At 40.0% G+C, this 20,135-nt stretch carries 16 protein-coding genes and 1 pseudogene; 7 read left to right on the plus strand and 10 right to left on the minus strand.

Features of this window, described 5'->3' with window-relative positions:
- Positions 1-42: 42 nt before the first annotated feature.
- On the plus strand, positions 43-1,152 hold the full coding sequence (locus IM676_RS15875) for a glycosyltransferase family 4 protein (RefSeq protein ID WP_200987779.1): 1,110 nt from the start codon (positions 43-45) through the stop codon (positions 1,150-1,152).
- Positions 1,153-1,200: 48 nt separating this feature from the next.
- On the opposite strand, the gene IM676_RS15880 is transcribed toward IM676_RS15875, so the two are convergent.
- The 4 genes from IM676_RS15880 to IM676_RS15895 all read right to left on the minus strand — a co-directional run bounded on the left by IM676_RS15880 (position 1,201) and on the right by IM676_RS15895 (position 5,502).
- Positions 1,201-2,847 carry a hypothetical protein gene (locus tag IM676_RS15880; protein WP_200987780.1) on the minus strand — a complete coding sequence of 549 codons (1,647 nt, stop codon included), beginning with the start codon at positions 2,845-2,847 and terminating at the stop codon, positions 1,201-1,203.
- A gap of 44 nt (positions 2,848-2,891) precedes the next feature.
- Positions 2,892-3,842, minus strand: a complete 951-nt coding sequence (locus tag IM676_RS15885; RefSeq protein ID WP_200987781.1) for an ABC transporter ATP-binding protein — start codon at positions 3,840-3,842, stop codon at positions 2,892-2,894.
- A gap of 398 nt (positions 3,843-4,240) precedes the next feature.
- The gene (locus IM676_RS15890; RefSeq protein WP_225880387.1) at positions 4,241-4,462 is read right to left on the minus strand and encodes an alpha/beta fold hydrolase; all 222 of its coding nucleotides are present in this window, start codon (positions 4,460-4,462) and stop codon (positions 4,241-4,243) included.
- A 71-nt stretch (positions 4,463-4,533) separates the two neighbouring features.
- Positions 4,534-5,502 (minus strand): SDR family oxidoreductase, encoded by a 969-nt coding sequence (locus IM676_RS15895; RefSeq protein ID WP_200987782.1) that lies wholly within the window; start codon positions 5,500-5,502, stop codon positions 4,534-4,536.
- Positions 5,503-5,913: 411 nt separating this feature from the next.
- On the opposite strand from IM676_RS15895, the gene treZ reads away from it, so the two are divergent.
- Both treZ and treY read left to right on the plus strand, forming a co-directional pair.
- Positions 5,914-7,737, plus strand: coding sequence for a malto-oligosyltrehalose trehalohydrolase (gene treZ, locus IM676_RS15900; RefSeq protein WP_200987783.1), 1,824 nt, complete (start codon positions 5,914-5,916; stop codon positions 7,735-7,737).
- Positions 7,738-7,791: 54 nt separating this feature from the next.
- Complete coding sequence (gene treY, locus IM676_RS15905) at positions 7,792-10,623, plus strand: malto-oligosyltrehalose synthase (protein WP_200987784.1); 2,832 nt, start codon at positions 7,792-7,794, stop codon at positions 10,621-10,623.
- Positions 10,624-10,651: 28 nt separating this feature from the next.
- Here the strand turns inward: treY and thyX are convergent, their stop codons facing one another.
- Positions 10,652-11,374 (minus strand): FAD-dependent thymidylate synthase, encoded by a 723-nt coding sequence (gene thyX / locus IM676_RS15910; protein ID WP_200987785.1) that lies wholly within the window; start codon positions 11,372-11,374, stop codon positions 10,652-10,654.
- 163 nt (positions 11,375-11,537) lie between these two features.
- On the opposite strand from thyX, the gene IM676_RS15915 reads away from it, so the two are divergent.
- Entirely contained in the window at positions 11,538-11,753 is a 216-nt protein-coding gene (locus IM676_RS15915; RefSeq protein ID WP_200987786.1) for a chlorophyll a/b-binding protein, read from the plus strand.
- Between the two features lie 142 nt (positions 11,754-11,895).
- On the plus strand, positions 11,896-12,477 hold the full coding sequence (locus tag IM676_RS15920; protein WP_200987787.1) for a thioredoxin family protein: 582 nt from the start codon (positions 11,896-11,898) through the stop codon (positions 12,475-12,477).
- A 34-nt stretch (positions 12,478-12,511) separates the two neighbouring features.
- Here the strand turns inward: IM676_RS15920 and IM676_RS15925 are convergent, their stop codons facing one another.
- Positions 12,512-13,024 (minus strand): hypothetical protein, encoded by a 513-nt coding sequence (locus IM676_RS15925; RefSeq protein WP_200987788.1) that lies wholly within the window; start codon positions 13,022-13,024, stop codon positions 12,512-12,514.
- Positions 13,025-13,237: 213 nt separating this feature from the next.
- Entirely contained in the window at positions 13,238-13,729 is a 492-nt protein-coding gene (ruvC, locus tag IM676_RS15930; protein WP_200987789.1) for a crossover junction endodeoxyribonuclease RuvC, read from the minus strand.
- Positions 13,730-13,882: 153 nt separating this feature from the next.
- Here ruvC and IM676_RS15935 point away from each other — a divergent pair, with 153 nt between their 5' ends.
- The gene (locus IM676_RS15935; RefSeq protein ID WP_200987790.1) at positions 13,883-15,253 is read left to right on the plus strand and encodes a gluconeogenesis factor YvcK family protein; all 1,371 of its coding nucleotides are present in this window, start codon (positions 13,883-13,885) and stop codon (positions 15,251-15,253) included.
- A gap of 7 nt (positions 15,254-15,260) precedes the next feature.
- Positions 15,261-15,719: a tRNA (adenosine(37)-N6)-threonylcarbamoyltransferase complex ATPase subunit type 1 TsaE gene (tsaE, locus tag IM676_RS15940; RefSeq protein WP_200990241.1), complete on the plus strand. Its 459-nt coding sequence runs from the start codon at positions 15,261-15,263 to the stop codon at positions 15,717-15,719.
- A gap of 145 nt (positions 15,720-15,864) precedes the next feature.
- Here the strand turns inward: tsaE and IM676_RS15945 are convergent.
- The 3 genes and pseudogenes from IM676_RS15945 to IM676_RS15955 form a co-directional block, all read right to left on the minus strand.
- Positions 15,865-16,386: pseudogene (locus IM676_RS15945) on the minus strand (IS4 family transposase); the annotation flags it as partial.
- Between the two features lie 277 nt (positions 16,387-16,663).
- Positions 16,664-17,968, minus strand: a complete 1,305-nt coding sequence (locus IM676_RS15950; protein ID WP_200987791.1) for a hypothetical protein — start codon at positions 17,966-17,968, stop codon at positions 16,664-16,666.
- Between the two features lie 331 nt (positions 17,969-18,299).
- Positions 18,300-20,084 carry a M61 family metallopeptidase gene (locus IM676_RS15955; protein WP_200987792.1) on the minus strand — a complete coding sequence of 595 codons (1,785 nt, stop codon included), beginning with the start codon at positions 20,082-20,084 and terminating at the stop codon, positions 18,300-18,302.
- Between the last annotated feature and the right edge of the window lie 51 nt (positions 20,085-20,135).

A 20,135-nucleotide genomic window follows, 5' to 3' on the forward strand; every position in this document is an offset into this window, starting at 1 on the left:
AATCTTTTTTAAGGTTGAATAACTGCTGAGGACACAACTTAAATGCGGATCTTACATATTATTAATCATGTGCAGAACATTGGTAATGGAATTGTCAATGTGGCGGTAGACTTAGCTTGTTTACAAAGTGAAGATGGTCATACCGTTGCTGTAGTCTCAGATGGTGGAGAATATGAGGAATTATTAGCATTGTATACTGTTAAACACTGGCAATTAAATCAGTCTAGGGAACCTCTAAATATTCTCAAAGCTGCTTGGGGTTATCGACAGATTGTGCGAGAGTTTCAGCCAGATATTGTTCATGCACATATGATGACAGGGGTTATACTAGCAGGAATATTCAAAGGCATATGTAATTATGCTTTAATTGCTACAGTACATAATGAGTTTCAGCGTAGTTCCATAGTCATGGGATTAGCAGAGCGGGTAATTGCAGTTAGTCATGCAGTATCTAACTCTATGGTGCGGCGTGGTATACCACAAGCAAAGGTGCGAGTGGTAGCCAACGGGACATTAAACAGTCCCCGACATCGTCGTATTCAAGATTACCAACCACTACCCCTACAGCGTCCAGCAATTACCACTGTGGCGGGGATGTATTACCGCAAAGGAATTGCTGAGTTAATTACAGCTTTTATCACCATTGCGGCAGAATTTGCCCATGCACATCTATATTTAGTGGGAGATGGGCCAGATCGCCCCATGCTTGAGGCTATGGTTAGAAATACACCTTATAGCGATCGCATACACTTTACAGGTTTCCAGCCTGAACCGCAACGCTATATGCTAGCAACAGATATTTTTGTTTTAGCTTCTCACTGTGAATCATTTGGTTTAGTGCTCACAGAAGCTAGGGAAGCGGGTTGTGCAATTATCGCCAGTAATGTAGATGGTATCCCAGAAACCTTAGATAACGGACAAGCTGGTATTTTAGTTCCACCCGAAGATAGTCGAACCTTGGCTGAAGTTTTGACACAACTACTCAGGGAACCTGTAGACCTACAGAGGTGGAAATGTCGCGCTCAAGAAAATTTACAGTATTTCCAAGCAGCACGGGTTAATCAAGAAACCCAAGCTGTATACTATGAATTAGTCGGGAAATCCTATTCTGATCAAGAATTGGCCAGAAAAAAACTTGTAGTTGGGGAATAATTCATAGTGATTACGCCTGACTTGGGGATTGTTTTGATTTCTTAGTTGTTAACTTGATTTTAATAATGCTTTTGTTGCTGACTCCCCTAATGTTTTTAACTGGCGATTAATTTGCCAGAGTAATAGCCCGAAAATAGCTATATGTCCCATAATTGCTATCGCCTTAGTTATGCCAGCAGTTTCTGAGGATATAATTAGCAGTGGTGGTGCGAACACAGAAAACAATAGTGAAGTGTGAGCAGAGTCCGGAAAAAGCATTGTCAGCAAAACCACTGGTACTATCATCACAGCAGCTAAAATCACATTAGTCCATAACAACCGCTGCCCATTTTTCATTAATAAAAGTAATTGTGCTAAGGCTGCATGAATTATTATTACAGTAAATGCAAAAGTTAAGGCAAGAAAAATATTTAACTTATACAATATAGGCTCTGATAAGGCTAAAATGAATATACTGCTACCGATGACATAAATTAGAGCATTGATGGCGATCGCCAATATATTGGGACTTTTTTCACCCCAAATTAAATCTTTGATTAATTTGTGCTTTCCAGGATAATTATGACTATAAACGTGCTGATATCTCGCCCAATCTTGAATTGTTTGGCGATGGTGTGTTAATGCAGCAATCAGATATAAAAATAGCCAGAAATTGGCAAACATTAACATTAAAATTTCAATATCTTTATTAAGATATGTCAAGTCCTGCCAACCAGCGGATCCTACAGTTAGGATAGTAAAACTACTAGTTAATAGATAACTCTGCTGTTTACTTAACATGGTAGTATGGCATAAACTATAGCAACGCTTGAGAGATTGCCATAAAAAGTAAGTGCCAATTATGGAAATTAATAAACTAAAGCTGATAGTCATGGCAAAATTATTTCCTAGTGATATACCGAACCAATGAAAATTAGTAAAGCTGAAATCACCAGAAGAGTTAGGAATAAAATATTGCGGCATAATTAGCTGCAATGTCATCAGTGTATATGGTATAAAATCCCTGCTATCTATAACTTTATAGAATAGAAAAATAGCTATAAGTAAACCAGTTCCTACCCAACTTTGAACCCCACCTAACCAAGAAGCTATTAAACCAAATAGTAATGCACCGCTATAGTAGAAAATGGTAAAGACCAGGGAAATGCCATAAAAAATTAGGATCTGTTCTAAGGATATTTGAGCATTTAAACCTAACCACAAATGCCAAGGGATTGCGAATAAAATGGCAATATATAAATTGATGGGAACCCCAAGTATTTTACCCACAATAATACTTTGAGGTGATTGGGGAGCTAGACGTATAAAACCGAGGGTATCTCGCCTAGCTTCCCTGGCTAAATCATCGATGAGTAAGTAAACTCCGACCAACACAAGAGCAAAAACGATGATTAGACTCAGAGAAGAGAAAACATGATCATGCCATGCTCGCCAATTAATAATTACCTTACCATACTGATCAACAGCACATTTAAATTCTGAATTTATCCATTCACCTTGACAATAACGTGGAAGGGAATAATAGATAGTTTCCTTTGTTGGTAGTTCAGCTTGGTAGTAAATAAACAGCATCAACTGAACCAGAAAACTGATAAATAATGCTAATAAAACGTTGGGAGTTTTTAAACGTCCCTTAATTTCTCGTAAGAATTGAGGGTTTAATTCACCTAAGCCAGAGATCATATTGCGCATCATGAGCCTACTCCCTGAACAGATATACACAGATAATTATTGACTTATTAGGATGCTTGTTTGTGCCCTAATTTTAAAAAAATACTTTCTAAATCTTCTTGTGTGCTGTGAAAGTTACTGATAGAACAACCCGATAGAATCAGAGAACGCAATAAATCAGCACCATCTTTTGGTGTACCGCTAAAACTGACCTTGAGACTGTTTTCACCGGGTATTTTTTGCCAACTTTGCACCAAGGAACAGTTTTGTAATTCCTGCTCGATTAACTCTAAACCTCCAGGGGTTGATAAGATAATGTGTTGTTGAGAAAATCGTTTGTAGATTTCTTCCAGGGAAGCGGTTTCTACTAAACAACCCAATTCCATAATGCCTATACTAGTGCATAGTTCCGCTAAATCACTGAGAATATGGGAAGAAATTAAAATAGTCATTCCCGCAGCTTGCAAAGCTGTAATGATGTCGCGAAACTGCATCCTAGCAATAGGATCAAGTCCAGAAACTGGCTCATCTAAAATGAGTAAAATTGGTTCGTGAATAATCGCCCGCGCCAAACCTAAGCGCTGCTTCATCCCCCGGGATAGGGTAGAAATTAGGGCTTGACGTTTATTCTCCAGTTGGATAAGTTCTAAAACTGCGTGTAAGCGTTGCGTACGATGTGGTTCCCGCAAATGATACAACCGGGCAAAATAGTCTAAGTAATCCCAGACTGTTAAATCTTCATATAGGGGATAGTTATCGGGTAAGTAGCCAATACGACGCTTGATAGTTGAGTTACTCTTGTCAAATTCTAGGGGATGACCATAAAGATAAATTTCCCCCGTGGTTGGTTGTTCAGCAGTCACCAACATCCGGATGAGAGTTGTTTTCCCGGAACCATTGGGGCCAATTAATCCATATACTTCACCCTCTGGGATTTCTAAGTCAACATTGTTGACAACAATATGTTGGTCAAATTGCTTAGTTAATCCGCAGGTACGAATCGCTAATTCTTTTACCATAGCTGTGTTGGTGCAGTCATGGTAGAGATAGTAACATAGCTTTTGGATACAGCTTTGATAAATATTGTGACAAAATTACTGCCATTGTACGGGAAAGCGATCGCGATAACGTGAAACTAGAATCCCCCGGGATCTAGCCGTGGGGAGTGTCAAAATCACAACATCATCGTTATTAGTTTGACCATGTTTGGTTAATCAAAGCAGGTTTGTGTTGAGGGATAAACTGTTTCCCAAACTTGGCGTAGAGAGCCGGAATGACTATTGACATACTCACCGATCTTGAAGCTCGGTGAGTATGTCAACTACCAACAACAATATAAGACCAAAGTCTTCGGGACGTAAAAAATCTACGAAGGCTCAGGCGGTTCCCAATGAATTGGGAAGCCTACACTGTACCGCTAGTTCAGTGTAGGTAGTTCACCGGGAAAGTCGGGTACATAGACGCGGTAATCAGGTGCTAGTAACTCAGCTGTGGGTATCATGTAACTACCAGAAACCACCAACCCATGCACCAAAATCACGACGGGAGCATCTGGTGGCTGAGATGATACCCATGCGTGCATTGCTAAACCATCAATGATGGTATATTGACTTTGTAGCCTCCCTGGCTTTGGACTCATATAATTTGGGCGCAGATTTGACGAACCACAGATGAGCGCTGACGGTATTACCCGTCAACTCATGTACTGTTTTAGGGCAGCGGTAAACCAATTTTCTGTGCTGTCTCCCTGGCCATATCCCAGACATCTTGGGATGTGATGCCGCCCGTACCTCGCCAATTGCCACTGATACCTGTATAATCTCCCATGGGCTGGAATACGTTACCATCAGTAATATGGGCTGGTTTGTGATCCTGAAAGTGATCCTGATCAACTTGCTTTGCCATCATCGGTTCATATAGGTCTGGGGCTAAGGTTTTCTGCAAAATGTGCAAGTATACAGCTTGACCAACGACAATTTCTCGCTGTGGTTTATTCACTAACTCGACAATGGCATCAGCTACCTGTTTAGCTGGGTATACCGGGGTCATGGCCTTAGTTTGGCGACCGGTGTAATTGGCTGCGTGTTGAAAAATTGGTGTATCTATAGAACCTGGTAGTACTGTACAAACATGAATGTCTTTGGCATTATCTAAATACAATTCCATCCGCAGAGAGTCGGAAAGACCACGAATCGCATATTTACTGATGGTGTAAGGGCTGGTGTATGGCTGACCCGTTACCCCCACTACTGAGGAAACATTGATCAGGTTACCGCTACCTTGTTCTCGGAAGTACGGTAACACAGCCCGCGCAGCGTAAATATAACCAAATAGATTGGTTTCAATTACCTGGCGAAATACTTCCGGGGGTGCTTCTTCAAATCGGGCGAATAAACTAACAGCGGCATTATTTACCCATACATCAATTCTCCCAAAAGATGCGATCGCCCGCTGGGTTAATTCCTGAACTTCCGACTCATTACTAACATCAGTGGGTATGGCTAGAGCCGTTCCACCCAAGTGTTGACATTCTTGGGCTACTTCTTCCAATGCTGTTTGATTCCTTGCTGCTAACAGTAATGTTCCCCGTTTTTTGGCAAATTCTAGAGCTGTCGCCCGTCCAATACCGGTTGATGCACCTGTAATTACAATGACTGAATTTCTAATCGGTCGCGGCATATTCCTTTCTCCACCAGAGGATGTATGATTTAGCGTTATTGCCTTTAATTACTTCATTTCGTCTTTATAGCTACTGCATAGCTTGATTTTAAAAATACTCGTACCAATCCTATAGAAAATATTGACATTTTTATCACAACCTTAAGATAGATATTTCTAATTATGATTATCCTCAGCCTAGGAGAATGACATTGTTCACCAATATTGACTCTCACAACTATGAATTTAAATCACAAGATCAGATCCAAACATGATTAATTTAAGATTGCTTGGTCATCTACCATACTTAAACAATTTACTAAAATCTACCTCTTAATATCTCCCTGATTACATCATGCTTACCCCCAGTGATGGAATAAAAAGCATCATTGCTGAGGTAAAGTAAAATCACAATCATTCTCTGGCGGTGTTATGAAAATTGGCACTGATTATTTAGGTGATGGTGTTTGTAAATTTACCGTTTGGGGACCAAATTTAGCAACAGTCTCACTGGAAATTATCTCCCCCCAGGGGCGTTTACTCCCTATGCAGCAGTTAGGGGAATATTGGCAATTTACTGGGAGAGATATCACTCCAGGAACACAATATTTATATCTATTAAATAATAGTGAATCTCGACCTGACCCAGCATCACATTTTCAGCCTTTAGATGTACATGGACCTTCCCAAGTTATAAATCATAGTTTTGGTTGGAGTGATCACAGTTGGTCTGGTGTTCCATTGGAAACCATGATTATCTATGAGTTGCATGTTGGTACTTTCACCCCGGAGGGAACCTTTAGGGCGATTATTCCCCGACTCCCAGATTTACGAGAGTTGGGAATAAATGCTATTGAACTTATGCCTGTAGCCCAATTTCCCGGAGAACGCAATTGGGGTTATGATGGTGTTTATCCCTTTGCCGTACATAATTCCTATGGTTCCCCTGATCAGTTAAAACAATTAGTTGATGCTTGTCATCAGCAGGGAATAGCTGTAATTTTAGATGTGGTTTATAACCACTTTGGCCCAGAGGGTAATTATACAAGTCGCTTCGCACCTTATCTCACAGAAACTTATCGCACTCCTTGGGGTAGTGCGATTAATTTTGATCATGCATATAGTTATAATGTGCGGCAATTTTTTCTTCAAAATGCCATATATTGGTTAACTGAATTTCATATTGACGCTTTACGCTTAGATGCTATTCACGCTATTTATGATTTGGGTGCAAAACACTTTTTAGCTGAACTGGCTGAAAATGTAGCTGTGCTTTCTGCGCAACAGGGACGGAAACTTTATTTAATTGCTGAAAGTGATTTAAATGATCCGCGTATTATTCGCCCACCTGAGTTGGGTGGTTATGGTATTGATGCTCAATGGAGTGATGATTTCCATCATTCATTATATAGTTTGTTGACAGGCGATCGCACAGGATACTATGAGGATTTTGGTCTGTGTGAACATCTAGTAAAAGCCTACCAAGATAGTTTTGTTTATGACTGGCAATATTCCCATTATCGCCAACGTTATCACGGAAATAACCCCAGCGATCGACCTCCATCTCAATTTATAGTTTATAGCCAAAATCATGACCAGATAGGTAACAGAGTTTTAGGTGAAAGATTATCGCAACTGGTAGATTTTGACTCCTTAAAATTAGCTGCTGGTATAGTTTTACTTTCTCCCTATATTCCTCTGTTATTTATGGGGGAAGAATATGGCGAACAATCTCCATTTATATACTTTATTAGTCACTCAGACCCCCATTTAATTCAAGCAGTTAAACAAGGACGTAAACAGGAGTTTTCGGGTTTTTATGCTCAAGGAGAACCTCCACCCCCAGAGTCAAATAATACCTTTAATCTCTGTAAGCTGAATTGGGAAAAACGCCAAGCAGGTCAGCATCAAATTTTATTATCATTTTACCAAAAGCTGATTGAGATACGCCGCGAAAATATCTCTTTATTACAAAGCGCTAGAGAAAATTTAGAAATAGCATTTCATGAAGATAAAAAGCTAATTTTATGGTGTAAATCTAGTGAAAATAACCAGATATTTTGCGCCATGAATTTTCATAATTATCAAGTTAGTTTTACCCAAAATTTTACAAGTAATAATTGGGTTAAAGTTTTAGACTCTGCTGCAACCAAGTGGTTAGGTAGGGGTTCACAGTTACCGGATCAAGTTAAATTACAGCAGGAACTAACCCTACCTCAGCAAAGTTTTGTAGTTTATCAAAAATCAACACCCTGACACAAACAGTAAAGAGTTAATTCTTGGGTCACCTCAAAAGGAGTTAGCTTTCCTATGCGCATACCTACAGCAACTTATCGCATTCAATTCAATTCTGCATTTAATTTTAATTCCGCTCAAAAAATTATCAAGTACCTGGATGATTTAGGTATTTCTGACCTATACGCATCACCAATATTTAAAGCCAGAAGGGGTAGTAATCACGGCTATGATATAGTTGACCCTAATCAATTAAACCCAGAGTTAGGAACACCAGCAGATTTTGCGGCTTTAGTTGCAGAACTAAAACAGCATAATATGGGATGGTTACAAGATATTGTTCCTAACCATATGGCTTATGATAGCCAAAATCAATATCTGATGAATGTTCTAGAAAATGGTAGTAATTCGGTTTATGCAAACTATTTTGATATTTCGTGGAATTCTCCCATAGTTAATGGATTTGGTGAGAATCAACAACAACTTTTAGCACCTTTACTTGGTAACTTTTATGGTGATTCTTTGGAAAATGGGGAAATTCACGTTAAATATGATCAAAATGGCTTGAGTATTAATTATTATGATTTAAGCTTCCCCCTGAAACTGGAATCTTACGCTACATTTCTTGATCAAAATATAGCTAAATTATCTCAAGTTTTAGGGAGAAATAACCCCATATTTGTCAGACTACTAGGCATTCTTTATATAGTCAAACATATACCTGCTGATGTCACACCAAAGGAAAGACAAGACCAAATTGATTTTGTCAAAGGATTATTATGGGAACTTTATACAGATAATAGAGATTTTCAAGGATTTATTGATAAAAATATCAATTTTTTTAATGGTCAACCCGGTAACCCAGAAAGCTTTAATCTTTTAGATAGTTTACTCTCTGAACAATTTTTCCGCCTCGCTTTTTGGAAGGTGGGCGCAGAAGAGATTAATTACAGGAGGTTTTTCACTATTAACGAGTTAATTTCTGTTAAAAGTGAAGATTTTCAGGTATTTGAACACACCCACAGTTTAATTACTAACTTGGTGAAAGAAAATCAAATCACTGGTTTACGAGTTGACCATATTGATGGTCTTTATAACCCAACTGAGTATTTACAGAGACTGCAATCAAAAGTAGGGGATACATACATCATCGTCGAAAAGATTTTGCAAGCAGGAGAAGATTTACCTCACAACTGGTCAATTCAGGGGACTACGGGTTATGATTTCTTAAATTATCTGAATGGTATTTTTTGTCAACATGTAAGCGCACAAGCTTTGACCAAAACTTATTGCAATGTAACAGGTTTTACAACCCCCTATGAGCAATTGACTGTTGATAAAAAACACTTAATTTTAGAAACAAATTTAGCTGGAGATGTTGATAATTTAACTTATATTTTTAAGAAAATAGCCAGTAAATATCGTTACGGTAATGATTTTACCATTAATGGTTTAAAACGAGCGATCGCCCAAATCCTCACTTTATTTCCCATTTATCGAACTTATACCCATCAAAGTCATATTTTAGCTGCAGACCGCCAATATATCACAGCAGTAATTCAACAAGCTAAATCAAATCTACCTCTATTACACCATGAATTAACTTTCATTGAAAAAGTCCTGTTACTGGAATATGAAAATTCTCTCACACCTGAAGACCAAGAGCAATGGCTGTATTTCGTCATGCGACTACAACAGTATACCGGTCCGTTAATGGCTAAAGGCGTTGAAGACACTGCATTATATGTTTATAACCGGTTTATTTCCTTAAACGAAGTTGGTGGAAACCCTGCTAAATTTGGTTTCACTATTACCGATTTCCATGACTTTAACCAACAGCGCCAAACTCGTTGGCTAAATTCCATGAATACTACCTCTACCCATGATACTAAAAGAGGTGAAGATGTTCGCGCCAGATTAAATGTTTTATCAGAAATACCCGGAGAATGGCAAAAACAAGTTTATGGATTTTGTGAAATCAACCGTGTTCACAAAACCAGTATAAATAAAACTTTATCCATACCAGATACTAATGACGAATATCAATTGTATCAGATGCTCATAGGGGCATTGCCATTTTTTGAACGTGAGTATAGCAACTTTAATCAACGTATTCAAGACTATGTACTCAAAGCTGCTAGAGAAGCTAAACTTTACACAGCATGGCTGCGACCGAATCAAACCTATGAAAACGCTTTAACTAAATTTGTGGCAGAAGTGTTAAAATTGTCACCAGAAAATAAATTTTGGCAGAAATTTCTACCCTTTCAGCAAAAGGTCGCCTACTATGGTATTTTTAACTCTTTATCCCAGACATTAATAAAAATCACCTCCCCGGGAGTTCCAGACTTTTACCAAGGAACTGAACTTTGGGATTTGAGTATGGTAGACCCGGATAATCGTCGTCAAGTTGATTTTGCGATTCGCCAGGATCATCTCAAATTCATTCAACAAGAAATCCAGACGGATATTTTAAACTTGATAGATAAATTGTTAGCAACTAAAGAAGATGGTAGGATAAAATTATTTCTCATTACCCAAGCCTTAAAAGCCAGAAGAGAAAACATCAGAGTTTTTCAAGAGGGTAGTTATATTCCCTTAGAAACTGGGGGAAAATTTTCAGACCATATCATTGCTTTTGCCAGAACCCATGGTGATGATCAAATCATTACCATTGCACCCCGCTTTCTTACCAGTGTAATTCAACCAGGTGAATATCCCCTGGGCCTATCAGTCTGGGATAATACCTATATTCAATTACCACCAGTTGCGTCCTTGATGTGGCAAGATCGCATTACCGGGGAAAAGCTCAAAGCTGATAAAAATATCATGGTTGGGGAAGCACTGCAAAACTTCCCCGCAGCACTTTTAGAAAAGTGTAACTCAGATCAAAAAACTTGGCGATAGCGTGGATTAAACTATACCTTGACAAAATTCAAGGTGCTAATCGAGCCTTACCTTGACGCTGCTTTTCATACCATTGTGCGATCGCCGGTGTCCATTCTACAAAATGAGGCCACATCAGTTCACACAACTTTTGAATTTCCAATTGAGCATCCTTTTTATATCTCATATCACAAAAGTGCATGAAGGAGCGTAAATTGAAACTGACCACAAAATGCTGGCGATAATCAAAAGGTACCTTACCTCTAGCGTGTTCCTCAGACATTCCCCCTTCAAAATCAGCTTTATAACGCTTCGCAGCTTCCAGACACCATGCTAAATCCGCTGTGCGTTGTTCGGGAGAATAGTAATATTTTTTACCATTTCTATCGGAGTAATAACCAACTGGACGCAGGTAAAAAACATCTTCAATATCTTTCCTACCCTCGACTACATCAATAAATTGCTTACCAGTATATCTAAAAGACTGGACATCAAAGGATACAGAAATTCTATGAGTACGAGCCTGCTGCATCACACTATGGGGAAAATAACCACAGTTGAAAACAATTTGGGGATGCTCCAGGGGTCCATAATGTCCCCTCTCCCCCGCTAACAGTCGCTTGAGAATAATTTCGCCACATTTTGACTCTGTAGGCCAGGAGTCACGCTGATCATACACCAAGCCATCACTATAATCTTGGTGCATCGCAGCGTAAATCACCTGCTGAGGATTTGGTGTTTTGGCAATAACCTCTACTCGAAATCGATCCATTGATAAATTGCAGCCTGTTCGTGAAATTTCTGTCAACCCGATTCATTATCATAGCTCTTTCATCCACTAGGGAAGCCAACTAAAACTTGATCTAGATACTTTACAAAAATTAATTTACCTGTTACAATTATTTACATAAGATAGAAAAAACAGGAAAAACCACATGCGTAGCAACACAAGCATTGTTGACGAACAAGGTCTGATGAACAACTTTGCCATTGAGCCAAAGGTTTATGTAGATGAGCAAGGCGATCGCACCGGGTTTACTCCCTACGCCGAATTACTCAACGGTCGTTTAGCAATGATTGGTTTTGTCTCCCTCATAGCATTAGAAGTATTCACAGGACATGGTATCTTCGGCCTATTGGCGAGCCTGTAAAAACTAATCTTGACAATTTAATATTTAAAATATGATTAAGACGTTTATAGTGAACGTCTTTAATTTTTTGGAGAGTTCCATGGTATTTTGACAGTAACGCACCAGCAAGAGCCGTTGTCAAATGACATTATCAGGGTGAACTATGGTTTTAACTGCTTCCACAATGTTGCCATTAGGCACACAAGCACCAGATTTTCATCTACCAGAAGTGGTATCTGGAAAAACAATTTCCCTAAATACATTTGCTGATCAAAAAGCATTATTAATCATGTTTATTTGTCAGCATTGCCCATTTGTCAAACATATTAAAACCGAATTAGCCCAGCTAGGAAAAGACTATTTCAACAGTGATTTAGGTATCCTTGCCATCAGTGCTAATGATGCGCAAAAATACCCAGATGATGGGCCAGAGTCTTTGAAAGCAATGGCTATAGAACTTGATTTTAAGTTTCCTTTGTGTTACGACCAGACCCAGGAGACTGCAAAAGCTTATACAGCAGCTTGTACACCAGATTTCTTCCTATTTAACGCCCAACGTCAACTCGCTTATCGGGGACAACTAGATCATAGCCGTCCTAGTAATAACCAACCGGTGACAGGTGCGGATTTACGCAGTGCGATCGCTGCGGTGTTGGCCGGTCAACCCGTTACAATAGAACAAAAGCCTAGTATTGGCTGCAATATTAAATGGAAACCTGGAAATGAACCCATCTATTTTGGGTAACTGGAATGGGGGATGAAGCCAATTTTTCCCCGGTTCAATGCTCAATTTCTAGATTTAAGATGTAAGTTCCCAATTGGACTTTTTCAGCCCATAATTCATATTCCAGCCGCAAATACTCAGGTAAATGATTTCCCTTCAGTGAGAGGATTTTCGTAAAATTTCGTAAACGCATGGGAGTTTGAGGCTGCAAAGACTCTGTAGGTAACCAATAACGGCTCACTCCATAAACCCCTTGTTCCCAAAAATGGCGGTAACTAACTTGCTCATTACCTTGCATAGTCATAATTACCCGGTAGGGGGAAATTTCCAGCCACAAAACTCGCGGACTTCTGGGAGTTTGAGCTTGCTTGTGATTTCCGTGATAGATGTCTTGTGAACCTAAAGAACTGGCCACTTCACAGGTAATTAGGGGCGGTACTGTCAATACTAAATGGAATTTATCAGTATCTTTTTGATACAGTGTACCCGCAGTCTCAATCACAGACCTGAGTGGTAGATCTGTGGAAATAATTGATAAACATACAGTTTTGCGGTGATGGGTCAACATGGGAGCGAGGGAAGCTAAACGCTATTTAATAAAATAAAAATAACACTAGTACTTTTAGCAGTGACAATTAGCAAGTCAATGGTCAAACATCCTTAATATTAACTGAATTTGCTGATGGGGTAAGTTAAGTAAATTAACACAAAAATCTACATAAAAATATAAAAAAATTAAATAGATGAATGTAGAATCACTACATCTTCAGGTTGGGGACTGTCAAGATTGAAACCAAGCCGTTAAAGCCACAGCCAAAGCATCAGCAGCATCATCTGGTCGGGGGATCTCATCTAAATCTAACTCCCGCGCCACGGCATCTTGCACTTCAGACTTATCGGCATTACCATAACCTGTTAGGGCTTGTTTAATTTGGGCGGGAGTAAATTCCACATAGGTCAGCTGATGCTGTGCTAAAGCTAACAAAAGCACACCTCTAGCCTGTGCCACAAGAATTGTACTCGACATCCGATAGAAAAATAATTTTTCTACCGCCACTAAATCCGGCTGTAATTCCTGAATCACGGTGTGTAAATCGTCAAATAACGTACACAGGCGCTGTCCCATCTCCATGTTAGCAGAGGTCTGGATGACTCCGAAATCTACGATTTTTACCGATTTATCGGTGATTTTAGCGGTATTCTGGGTGCAACTAATTAGCCCGAAGCCCAAAATTGCTAATCCCGGATCTAATCCTAAAATACGTTTTTCCATGAAATTCAATTCCAAAAGTCACACTGGCAAGTTTGACCACTTGCTGCTAATCTAAAATCCTGAATCAAGTTTAAATTTCACATTTGATGTTAAGACCAAGTAGGGTAAATTTCCTGTTAATCATTTATTTTGTAGCACTGGTCTGAATCAGGTATGTCAATTGGTTTTCTCAATCGGCTTCTTAAAGCCCTGCAAAAGCAGTCTCGCGGCCTCAACTCCTACCGTCTCAACCAGTGGTTCAAGTGGTTATCCCCTGGACTAGCCATAAAACGTTGGTTACTCATCAGTCTGGGCGGTGTACTTCTGGCAATTTTGGGGTTAGCAATATCGGTGAAGCTAACCCCAATTTTTTGGGCTATAGAGTTGCTGAGGAGTTTTTTGGCAGTAATTGCTGAGATTTTACCCCATTATATTAGTGGACCGTTGGTGTTACTGGCTGGTTTACTTTTGCTAGTTTGGGGTCAGACTCGGACTGTAGGCTCAATTACTCAGGTGCTACGACCAGATAGCGAAGAAGAATTAATTGACGTTCTGATGGCACATCGCCGATTATACCGGGGTCCAAAAATTGTCGTAATTGGTGGTGGTACGGGACTTTCCACTTTGTTACGGGGATTGAAAACCTACAGCGCCAATATTACCGCTATTGTAACTGTAGCTGATGATGGTGGGTCTTCGGGGCGGTTACGTCAGGAATTTGGTGTTTTACCTCCCGGAGATATTCGTAATTGTTTGGCCGCACTGGCAAATGAAGAAAAGTTATTAACAGAATTATTTCAATATCGTTTTAAGGCTGGGGATGGGTTGACAGGCCATAGTTTTGGCAATTTATTTTTAACTGCTATGAGCGATATTACTGGGGATTTAGAACAGGCGGTAGCAGCTAGTTCTCAAGTCCTAGCAGTACAAGGACAAGTGCTACCAGCTACCCTGAGTAATGTTACTCTCTGGGCAGAATTAGAGGATGGCCGTCGCGTTGAGGGAGAATCTAGTATTCCTGAAGCTGGAGGTAAAATTGTCAAAATTGGGTGTATTCCCCCACATCCGCCAGCTTTACCCGCAGCGATTAAGGCCATTAAGGATGCTGACTATATTATTATAGGCCCTGGCAGTTTGTATACTAGTATCATTCCTAATTTACTTATACCAGAAATCGCTGATGCGATCGCCAAATCTGCAGCCCCTCGCATCTACATTTGCAATATCATGACTCAACCGGGAGAAACCCAGGGATATACCGTTGGTGACCATATTCAAGCTATTGATACAGCCTGCGGAAACAGACAACTGTTTGATGCAGTTTTAGTACACAAAAAATCTCCCTCTCCAGCATCACTCATCCGTTATGCTCAACAAAATTCCCATCCAGTATTCTTGGATAGAGAAAATGTCACCCTATTAGGGCGGCGAATTGTTCTGGCTAATGTCTTACATGAAGATGAGACTGGTTACGTGCGTCACAATCCCCAGAAACTAGCACGAGTGTTATTACGGTGGTACAGTGGAAATCATCATGGCAAGTGAATTCAAAATGGAACCAGAAAAAATATCCCATTTTGACCCGTCTGGGAATATTGTACTTACAGATGCACAGGCAACTCTCAGCTTAGGCATCACACTTGGTCAAAACCTCACTCCTGGGACTGTAATTTTATTAGAAGGTGATTTAGGTAGTGGTAAAACTACCCTAGTGCAGGGAATTGGTCAAGGTTTAGGCATTACTGAATCAATTGTTAGTCCTACTTTTACCCTGATTAATGAGTATACCCAAGGGCGTATCCCTCTATACCATTTAGATTTATATCGCCTAGAACCCTCAGAGGTTGTGGCTTTGAACCTAGAAACTTATTGGGAAGGTGTGGAGGTGATACCGGGAATCGTGGCCATTGAATGGCCAGAACGAATGTCCTACAAGCCGGATAGTTATATGAGGGTGTTATTAACCTATGGGGAAGACGGGACTCGTCAAGCCCAAATTACCAGCAGGTGAGTAAAATTAGCGACCGTTTTCTCACCCGGGCGCTTCAACAGTGGTTGATATCTCCCACTGGTTGATATCTCCCACTGTGTAAATACAAGCCCACAAAGTGACTACCTAGCAGAAAATAAGAATAGCGGGCCAGATACCATAGGTGTCAAGTTAAGGCATCAACCCAGATGTCAAGTGACCTAGCAGCCGTTCGTCGGTGTCGTTGACGAACGGCTTTGAGCAGACCCATAGAACGATAATGTTCCACAAGCCAAGGAATAAGTTGTAACTCCGGGTTAAGTAAAAGTGCGCGGTTAAAAAAATACAAACTGCGGAATACCATTTCCACAGAGATACGATCTAAAGGTTGCTGTAAAGCGATCGCTACATCCGCAGACAAGTCATTGAGAACGGCGGAAAAAATCCAGGTAGCATAGATTTGCATCTGGACACCATTAGTCCCACCTACCCACAAATAAGACAAACCTAACAACCTCTTGGTCAATAAAAATGCGTCTTCAATGCGCCAGCGTCGGCGATATAAATCACAAACTTCCTGTGCCGAAAGTTGTTGTGGGTCTAGAACATTCGTTAAGTAGTGATACCAAGTCTTGCCCCATAATACAGATACTTGACGTATGGGATGGCGACAGGGGTTTGTATGATGCAATCCCATTTGAATAATGTCGAAAGTCTGGATTTCCTGCCTTTTTCCTGGGTTTACTCATGCTTCTTCTCTACACCCTTATATTCAGTTTAAGCATGAGTTTTACCCTCTTGACACCAAGCCATTTTTCTTAACTTGACACCTATGGCAAAATGCCCGCCCTTGTACCTACTCAGATGAAATATGCTGTATTTACCTAGCTGTAGCCTAGTAGAGACTTTCCGGCGGAACCTGTCTACTTAGTGCGCAACTACCGCAATCCAATAACCTCAAACCCTCACCCTGCAAGTAACAGCTATCACTTTTTCACTAAAAAGTATGCTGTGGCATACTCAGGTAGTTGTCTAATATGCTGGGTGAACTGTTGGCGATTCTTAAAGGTTCCCGCTAAAAAGTCTAGTTGATAAAGATTAGGTAAAAATGCTCCGCCAGTATCAGAAATCACGCCCATTTGTAAATGTTGCCGACCGCCTCTAGTATCTTCAATTACGACTATTCTACCTAAGCCTATATTCAGAACATCCCCAGCAAAAGTTACTCCTGGCTTGATAGAAATTTTCGCATTTATATTATGTCCGTAACCTTTAATACCATCTACTTCTCTAAAGTACCAGTAACGCTGTTGTGCTGTGGCTCTTAATCCCCGGACATAGGAAATACCATTATTTCTATCCACATTGAAAAATCCTTGAGTACCATCGGTAAAATTAATCAGGATTGTTCCTTGCATTAAAGCTTCTTCTAACCCATTCCGGGTCAAATAAGCCAGGGGTTGAACTCTACCATATTCTTTACCACCCGGCTCATAAATACCTGATAAAACATCCTGTTTTGTATATCTAGTGTAGAATTTATCAGCAATTTGGTCATCTTTTAAACTATAAATTGCCACATTATAAGTAGAGGTTTTAGTACGTGAACCACTATGCTCAAAAACAGCATACTTGGTAATTCTTACTTGCTTCTGTCCCTGGTCACTAGGATTATAGGGAGTCCATTTAATCACCCGAAAATTATCATTAATAAAATCAGGATTTTTTAACCTGGTAATGCGATTGTTGGCGATATCCTCCCTTAATACAGCAATCATAAAATCTAAAGTTCTGACAATATCCTGTATACTCACTCCCTGAGTAGCAAGCAGACCCCGGCGAAAAATATTTGGGTCTTTGTCTGCATTGTCTTCAAAATAATTTCTGGTGTTAACTAGAACGGTTAATAAATCTCGTTGTTGAAAATTGATATTAGATGTGGGTAGTTTAGCAGGACTGAAAACCTGGCTACCTTGAATACTAAACTTGAACCTTTGCCACTCGTCAACCACAGGATAACTTACACGTATTCCCCCTTGAGATATTGTAGATGTAGAGATATTTGGGGAGATAATGTTTAAATCAGATATTTGGGGAATAATAACAGGATTTTGCCAAATTTGAGCTAGGGAAATCTGTGATTTAGTTAAAAAATAATTTTTATTATCATGTTCTGAAATCCCCGGTTCACTGTTTGAGTGATTGAATAAAGTACTAGTAGCTGTACTTATGACTAGGAAAGCACCAAAACCTAATGTAAAGCAGAGTTTTCGGGTTGAAAAGATACGCATAAGCTCAAACATGAATTACCGGTAATCAATAATAATGGCAATTTATCGATTACCCTAGGGTAGCCACTAGCCATCAATCTGTAAAGCACCGATGAAAAAGCCTGATTATTGGTAGCATCAACTGGTATAATTTGAGCAAAACCCCCATGGGTAGACTAAGAAAAATTATTTAGTATAGTGCTCATACACCTAGAAGGCGATCGCTATCCTCCTAAGTGTAAATTGTATAATTTATATTTGCGTAACTCAAGAACTACAAAGATGTGTTGTTTGTAGCTGCAACAACTAGAGAATCAGGGTTGAAAGGCAAAAATAGCCTCCCAAACTCCTATCAACCAAGATTAACTATCGGTACTCCTAACCATCCTGCACCATTCTCTTTTTGTAAGCTATCGGGATTAGCTACTGGCAAAATCTCAAATTTACCAGGGCGTGGTGTACCCAGGATAACAGAATGGGTACGTAATTCATCTTGGTGGAAAACTGTTAATTCAATACTATCCTGTGGTTGGTACTCTTGCAGGCGCTCATTAAGTTGACTAGCAGTTAACCGCACACCCCCAATGGCCAACAACTCATCACCCGGATCAATTCCCGCTAGTTGTGCTGGTGAACCCACTTCTACAGATTTAATTACTTCCCGGCCATGTTCGGTTTTCACCTTGATACCTAAATAAGGTGCTTCTTCCCGTTCCGCTACCAGATGTAAACCGAAAGGTTGGAGGTAATGATTAAAAGGTAACTCATCAGTGCTATTAATGTAGGATTCAAAGAAATTGGACAAGTCCATATCCGCTACCGATTCAATTACCTCCTGTAACTCTTCCGGGGTGTAGCCAATTTCCGGTTCTCCAAATTTCCGCCACATTTGGAACATCACATCATCAAGCGATCGCTTATTGTTATGTCGCGCTCTAATTAACAAGTCTAGCAACAAAGAAACCATTTCCCCCTTGAGATAGTAGGAGATTTGGGAATTGCTGCTATTAGCATCTGGACGATAAAGTTTAATCCAAGCATCAAAACTGGACTCCGCTAGTGTTTGCACCTTGCGCCCTGGGGTTGTGAGAAATCTAGTAATTTCCTTACTCAAATGATTTAAATAAGACTTAGCATTATAAATGCCAGCTCGCAAAGGGATTAGTAAGTCGTAGTAACTTGTAGTTCCTTCACAGAACCATAAACAAGTTGTATAGTTCTCCTGCTCATAATCAAACACTTCTAACCCTTTGGGGCGAATCCGCTTGACATTCCACAGGTGAAAAAATTCATGTGCCACTAGTTGCACAAACCGCTCGTAATTCTCCTGATTGCGAAACCCGAAACGCTGGTAAATTAATGAACAACAGTTTTTATGCTCCAATCCTCCATAAGCTTGGGCGAATAAATGCAAGAGAAAAATATATCTGTCATAGGGTAAACCCCCAAACATCTGAGCTTCTACCTGGATAATTTGTTTAATATCAGCAATTACCCGTTCTGATGGTAAATTGCCTTCTCCCCAGATAGCCAGTTCATGGGGCTTGTCCAAAACCTCAAAGTAATATGATTGGTGGGTACCAATTTCAAAGGGGCTATCCACAAGGGTATCAAAATCTGTAGCGCAGAAAGTATGGCTTTGCCCTCCCACTGCTGCTAAAGAAGTAGTTACCCGCCAGTCTGGCTGTGGTGGTACAATAGTAATCTGAATTGGTAGACTTTCCCAACCAGGGAGTCTCAAAAAGAGTGCGGCACCATTGAAATAGGCGTGAGTGCTATCTAAATGATTCGTCCGTACCGATAGCTCATTAGCAAAGATTCGGTAACGCACACTTAAGTGTGAAACACCACTTGTATTCACCTGCCAGTGGTTTTTACTAATTTTTCGCCAATTTAACGGCTTATCCCCGGTAAAAGCGGTAAAATCTTGGAGATTTTTCGCGTATTCTCGCACCAAGTATGAGCCTGGTGTCCATACTGGCATTTTCAAGTCAAGAATTTGCGATGAATGGTTATTTACCTGCAATGTGACCTCAAACAGGTGAGTTTCTGGTTGAGACATTGCCACAAGGTAATGAATTGTCGGCAGTTTTTCCTGGATCCCAATCTCGATATGAGCTGCTGTTGCTTTAATCATATGTAAAAAGAGTTATAAATCCTCACTTAATAGTTAATAGTCAAGAGTTCA

Source organism: Anabaenopsis elenkinii CCIBt3563 (assembly GCF_015245355.1).
Taxonomy (GTDB): domain Bacteria; phylum Cyanobacteriota; class Cyanobacteriia; order Cyanobacteriales; family Nostocaceae; genus Anabaenopsis; species Anabaenopsis elenkinii.

Coding starts and splice junctions, on each gene's coding strand:
- IM676_RS15875 (WP_200987779.1), top strand. CDS start 43: ATGCGGATCTTACATATTATTAATCATGTGCAGAACATTGGTAATGGA.
- IM676_RS15880 (WP_200987780.1), bottom strand. CDS start 2,847: ATGATGCGCAATATGATCTCTGGCTTAGGTGAATTAAACCCTCAATTC.
- IM676_RS15885 (WP_200987781.1), bottom strand. CDS start 3,842: ATGGTAAAAGAATTAGCGATTCGTACCTGCGGATTAACTAAGCAATTT.
- IM676_RS15890 (WP_225880387.1), bottom strand. CDS start 4,462: ATGAGTCCAAAGCCAGGGAGGCTACAAAGTCAATATACCATCATTGAT.
- IM676_RS15895 (WP_200987782.1), bottom strand. CDS start 5,502: ATGCCGCGACCGATTAGAAATTCAGTCATTGTAATTACAGGTGCATCA.
- treZ (WP_200987783.1), top strand. CDS start 5,914: ATGAAAATTGGCACTGATTATTTAGGTGATGGTGTTTGTAAATTTACC.
- treY (WP_200987784.1), top strand. CDS start 7,792: ATGCGCATACCTACAGCAACTTATCGCATTCAATTCAATTCTGCATTT.
- thyX (WP_200987785.1), bottom strand. CDS start 11,374: ATGGATCGATTTCGAGTAGAGGTTATTGCCAAAACACCAAATCCTCAG.
- IM676_RS15915 (WP_200987786.1), top strand. CDS start 11,538: ATGCGTAGCAACACAAGCATTGTTGACGAACAAGGTCTGATGAACAAC.
- IM676_RS15920 (WP_200987787.1), top strand. CDS start 11,896: ATGGTTTTAACTGCTTCCACAATGTTGCCATTAGGCACACAAGCACCA.
- IM676_RS15925 (WP_200987788.1), bottom strand. CDS start 13,024: ATGTTGACCCATCACCGCAAAACTGTATGTTTATCAATTATTTCCACA.
- ruvC (WP_200987789.1), bottom strand. CDS start 13,729: ATGGAAAAACGTATTTTAGGATTAGATCCGGGATTAGCAATTTTGGGC.
- IM676_RS15935 (WP_200987790.1), top strand. CDS start 13,883: ATGTCAATTGGTTTTCTCAATCGGCTTCTTAAAGCCCTGCAAAAGCAG.
- tsaE (WP_200990241.1), top strand. CDS start 15,261: ATGGAACCAGAAAAAATATCCCATTTTGACCCGTCTGGGAATATTGTA.
- IM676_RS15950 (WP_200987791.1), bottom strand. CDS start 17,968: ATGCGTATCTTTTCAACCCGAAAACTCTGCTTTACATTAGGTTTTGGT.
- IM676_RS15955 (WP_200987792.1), bottom strand. CDS start 20,084: ATGATTAAAGCAACAGCAGCTCATATCGAGATTGGGATCCAGGAAAAA.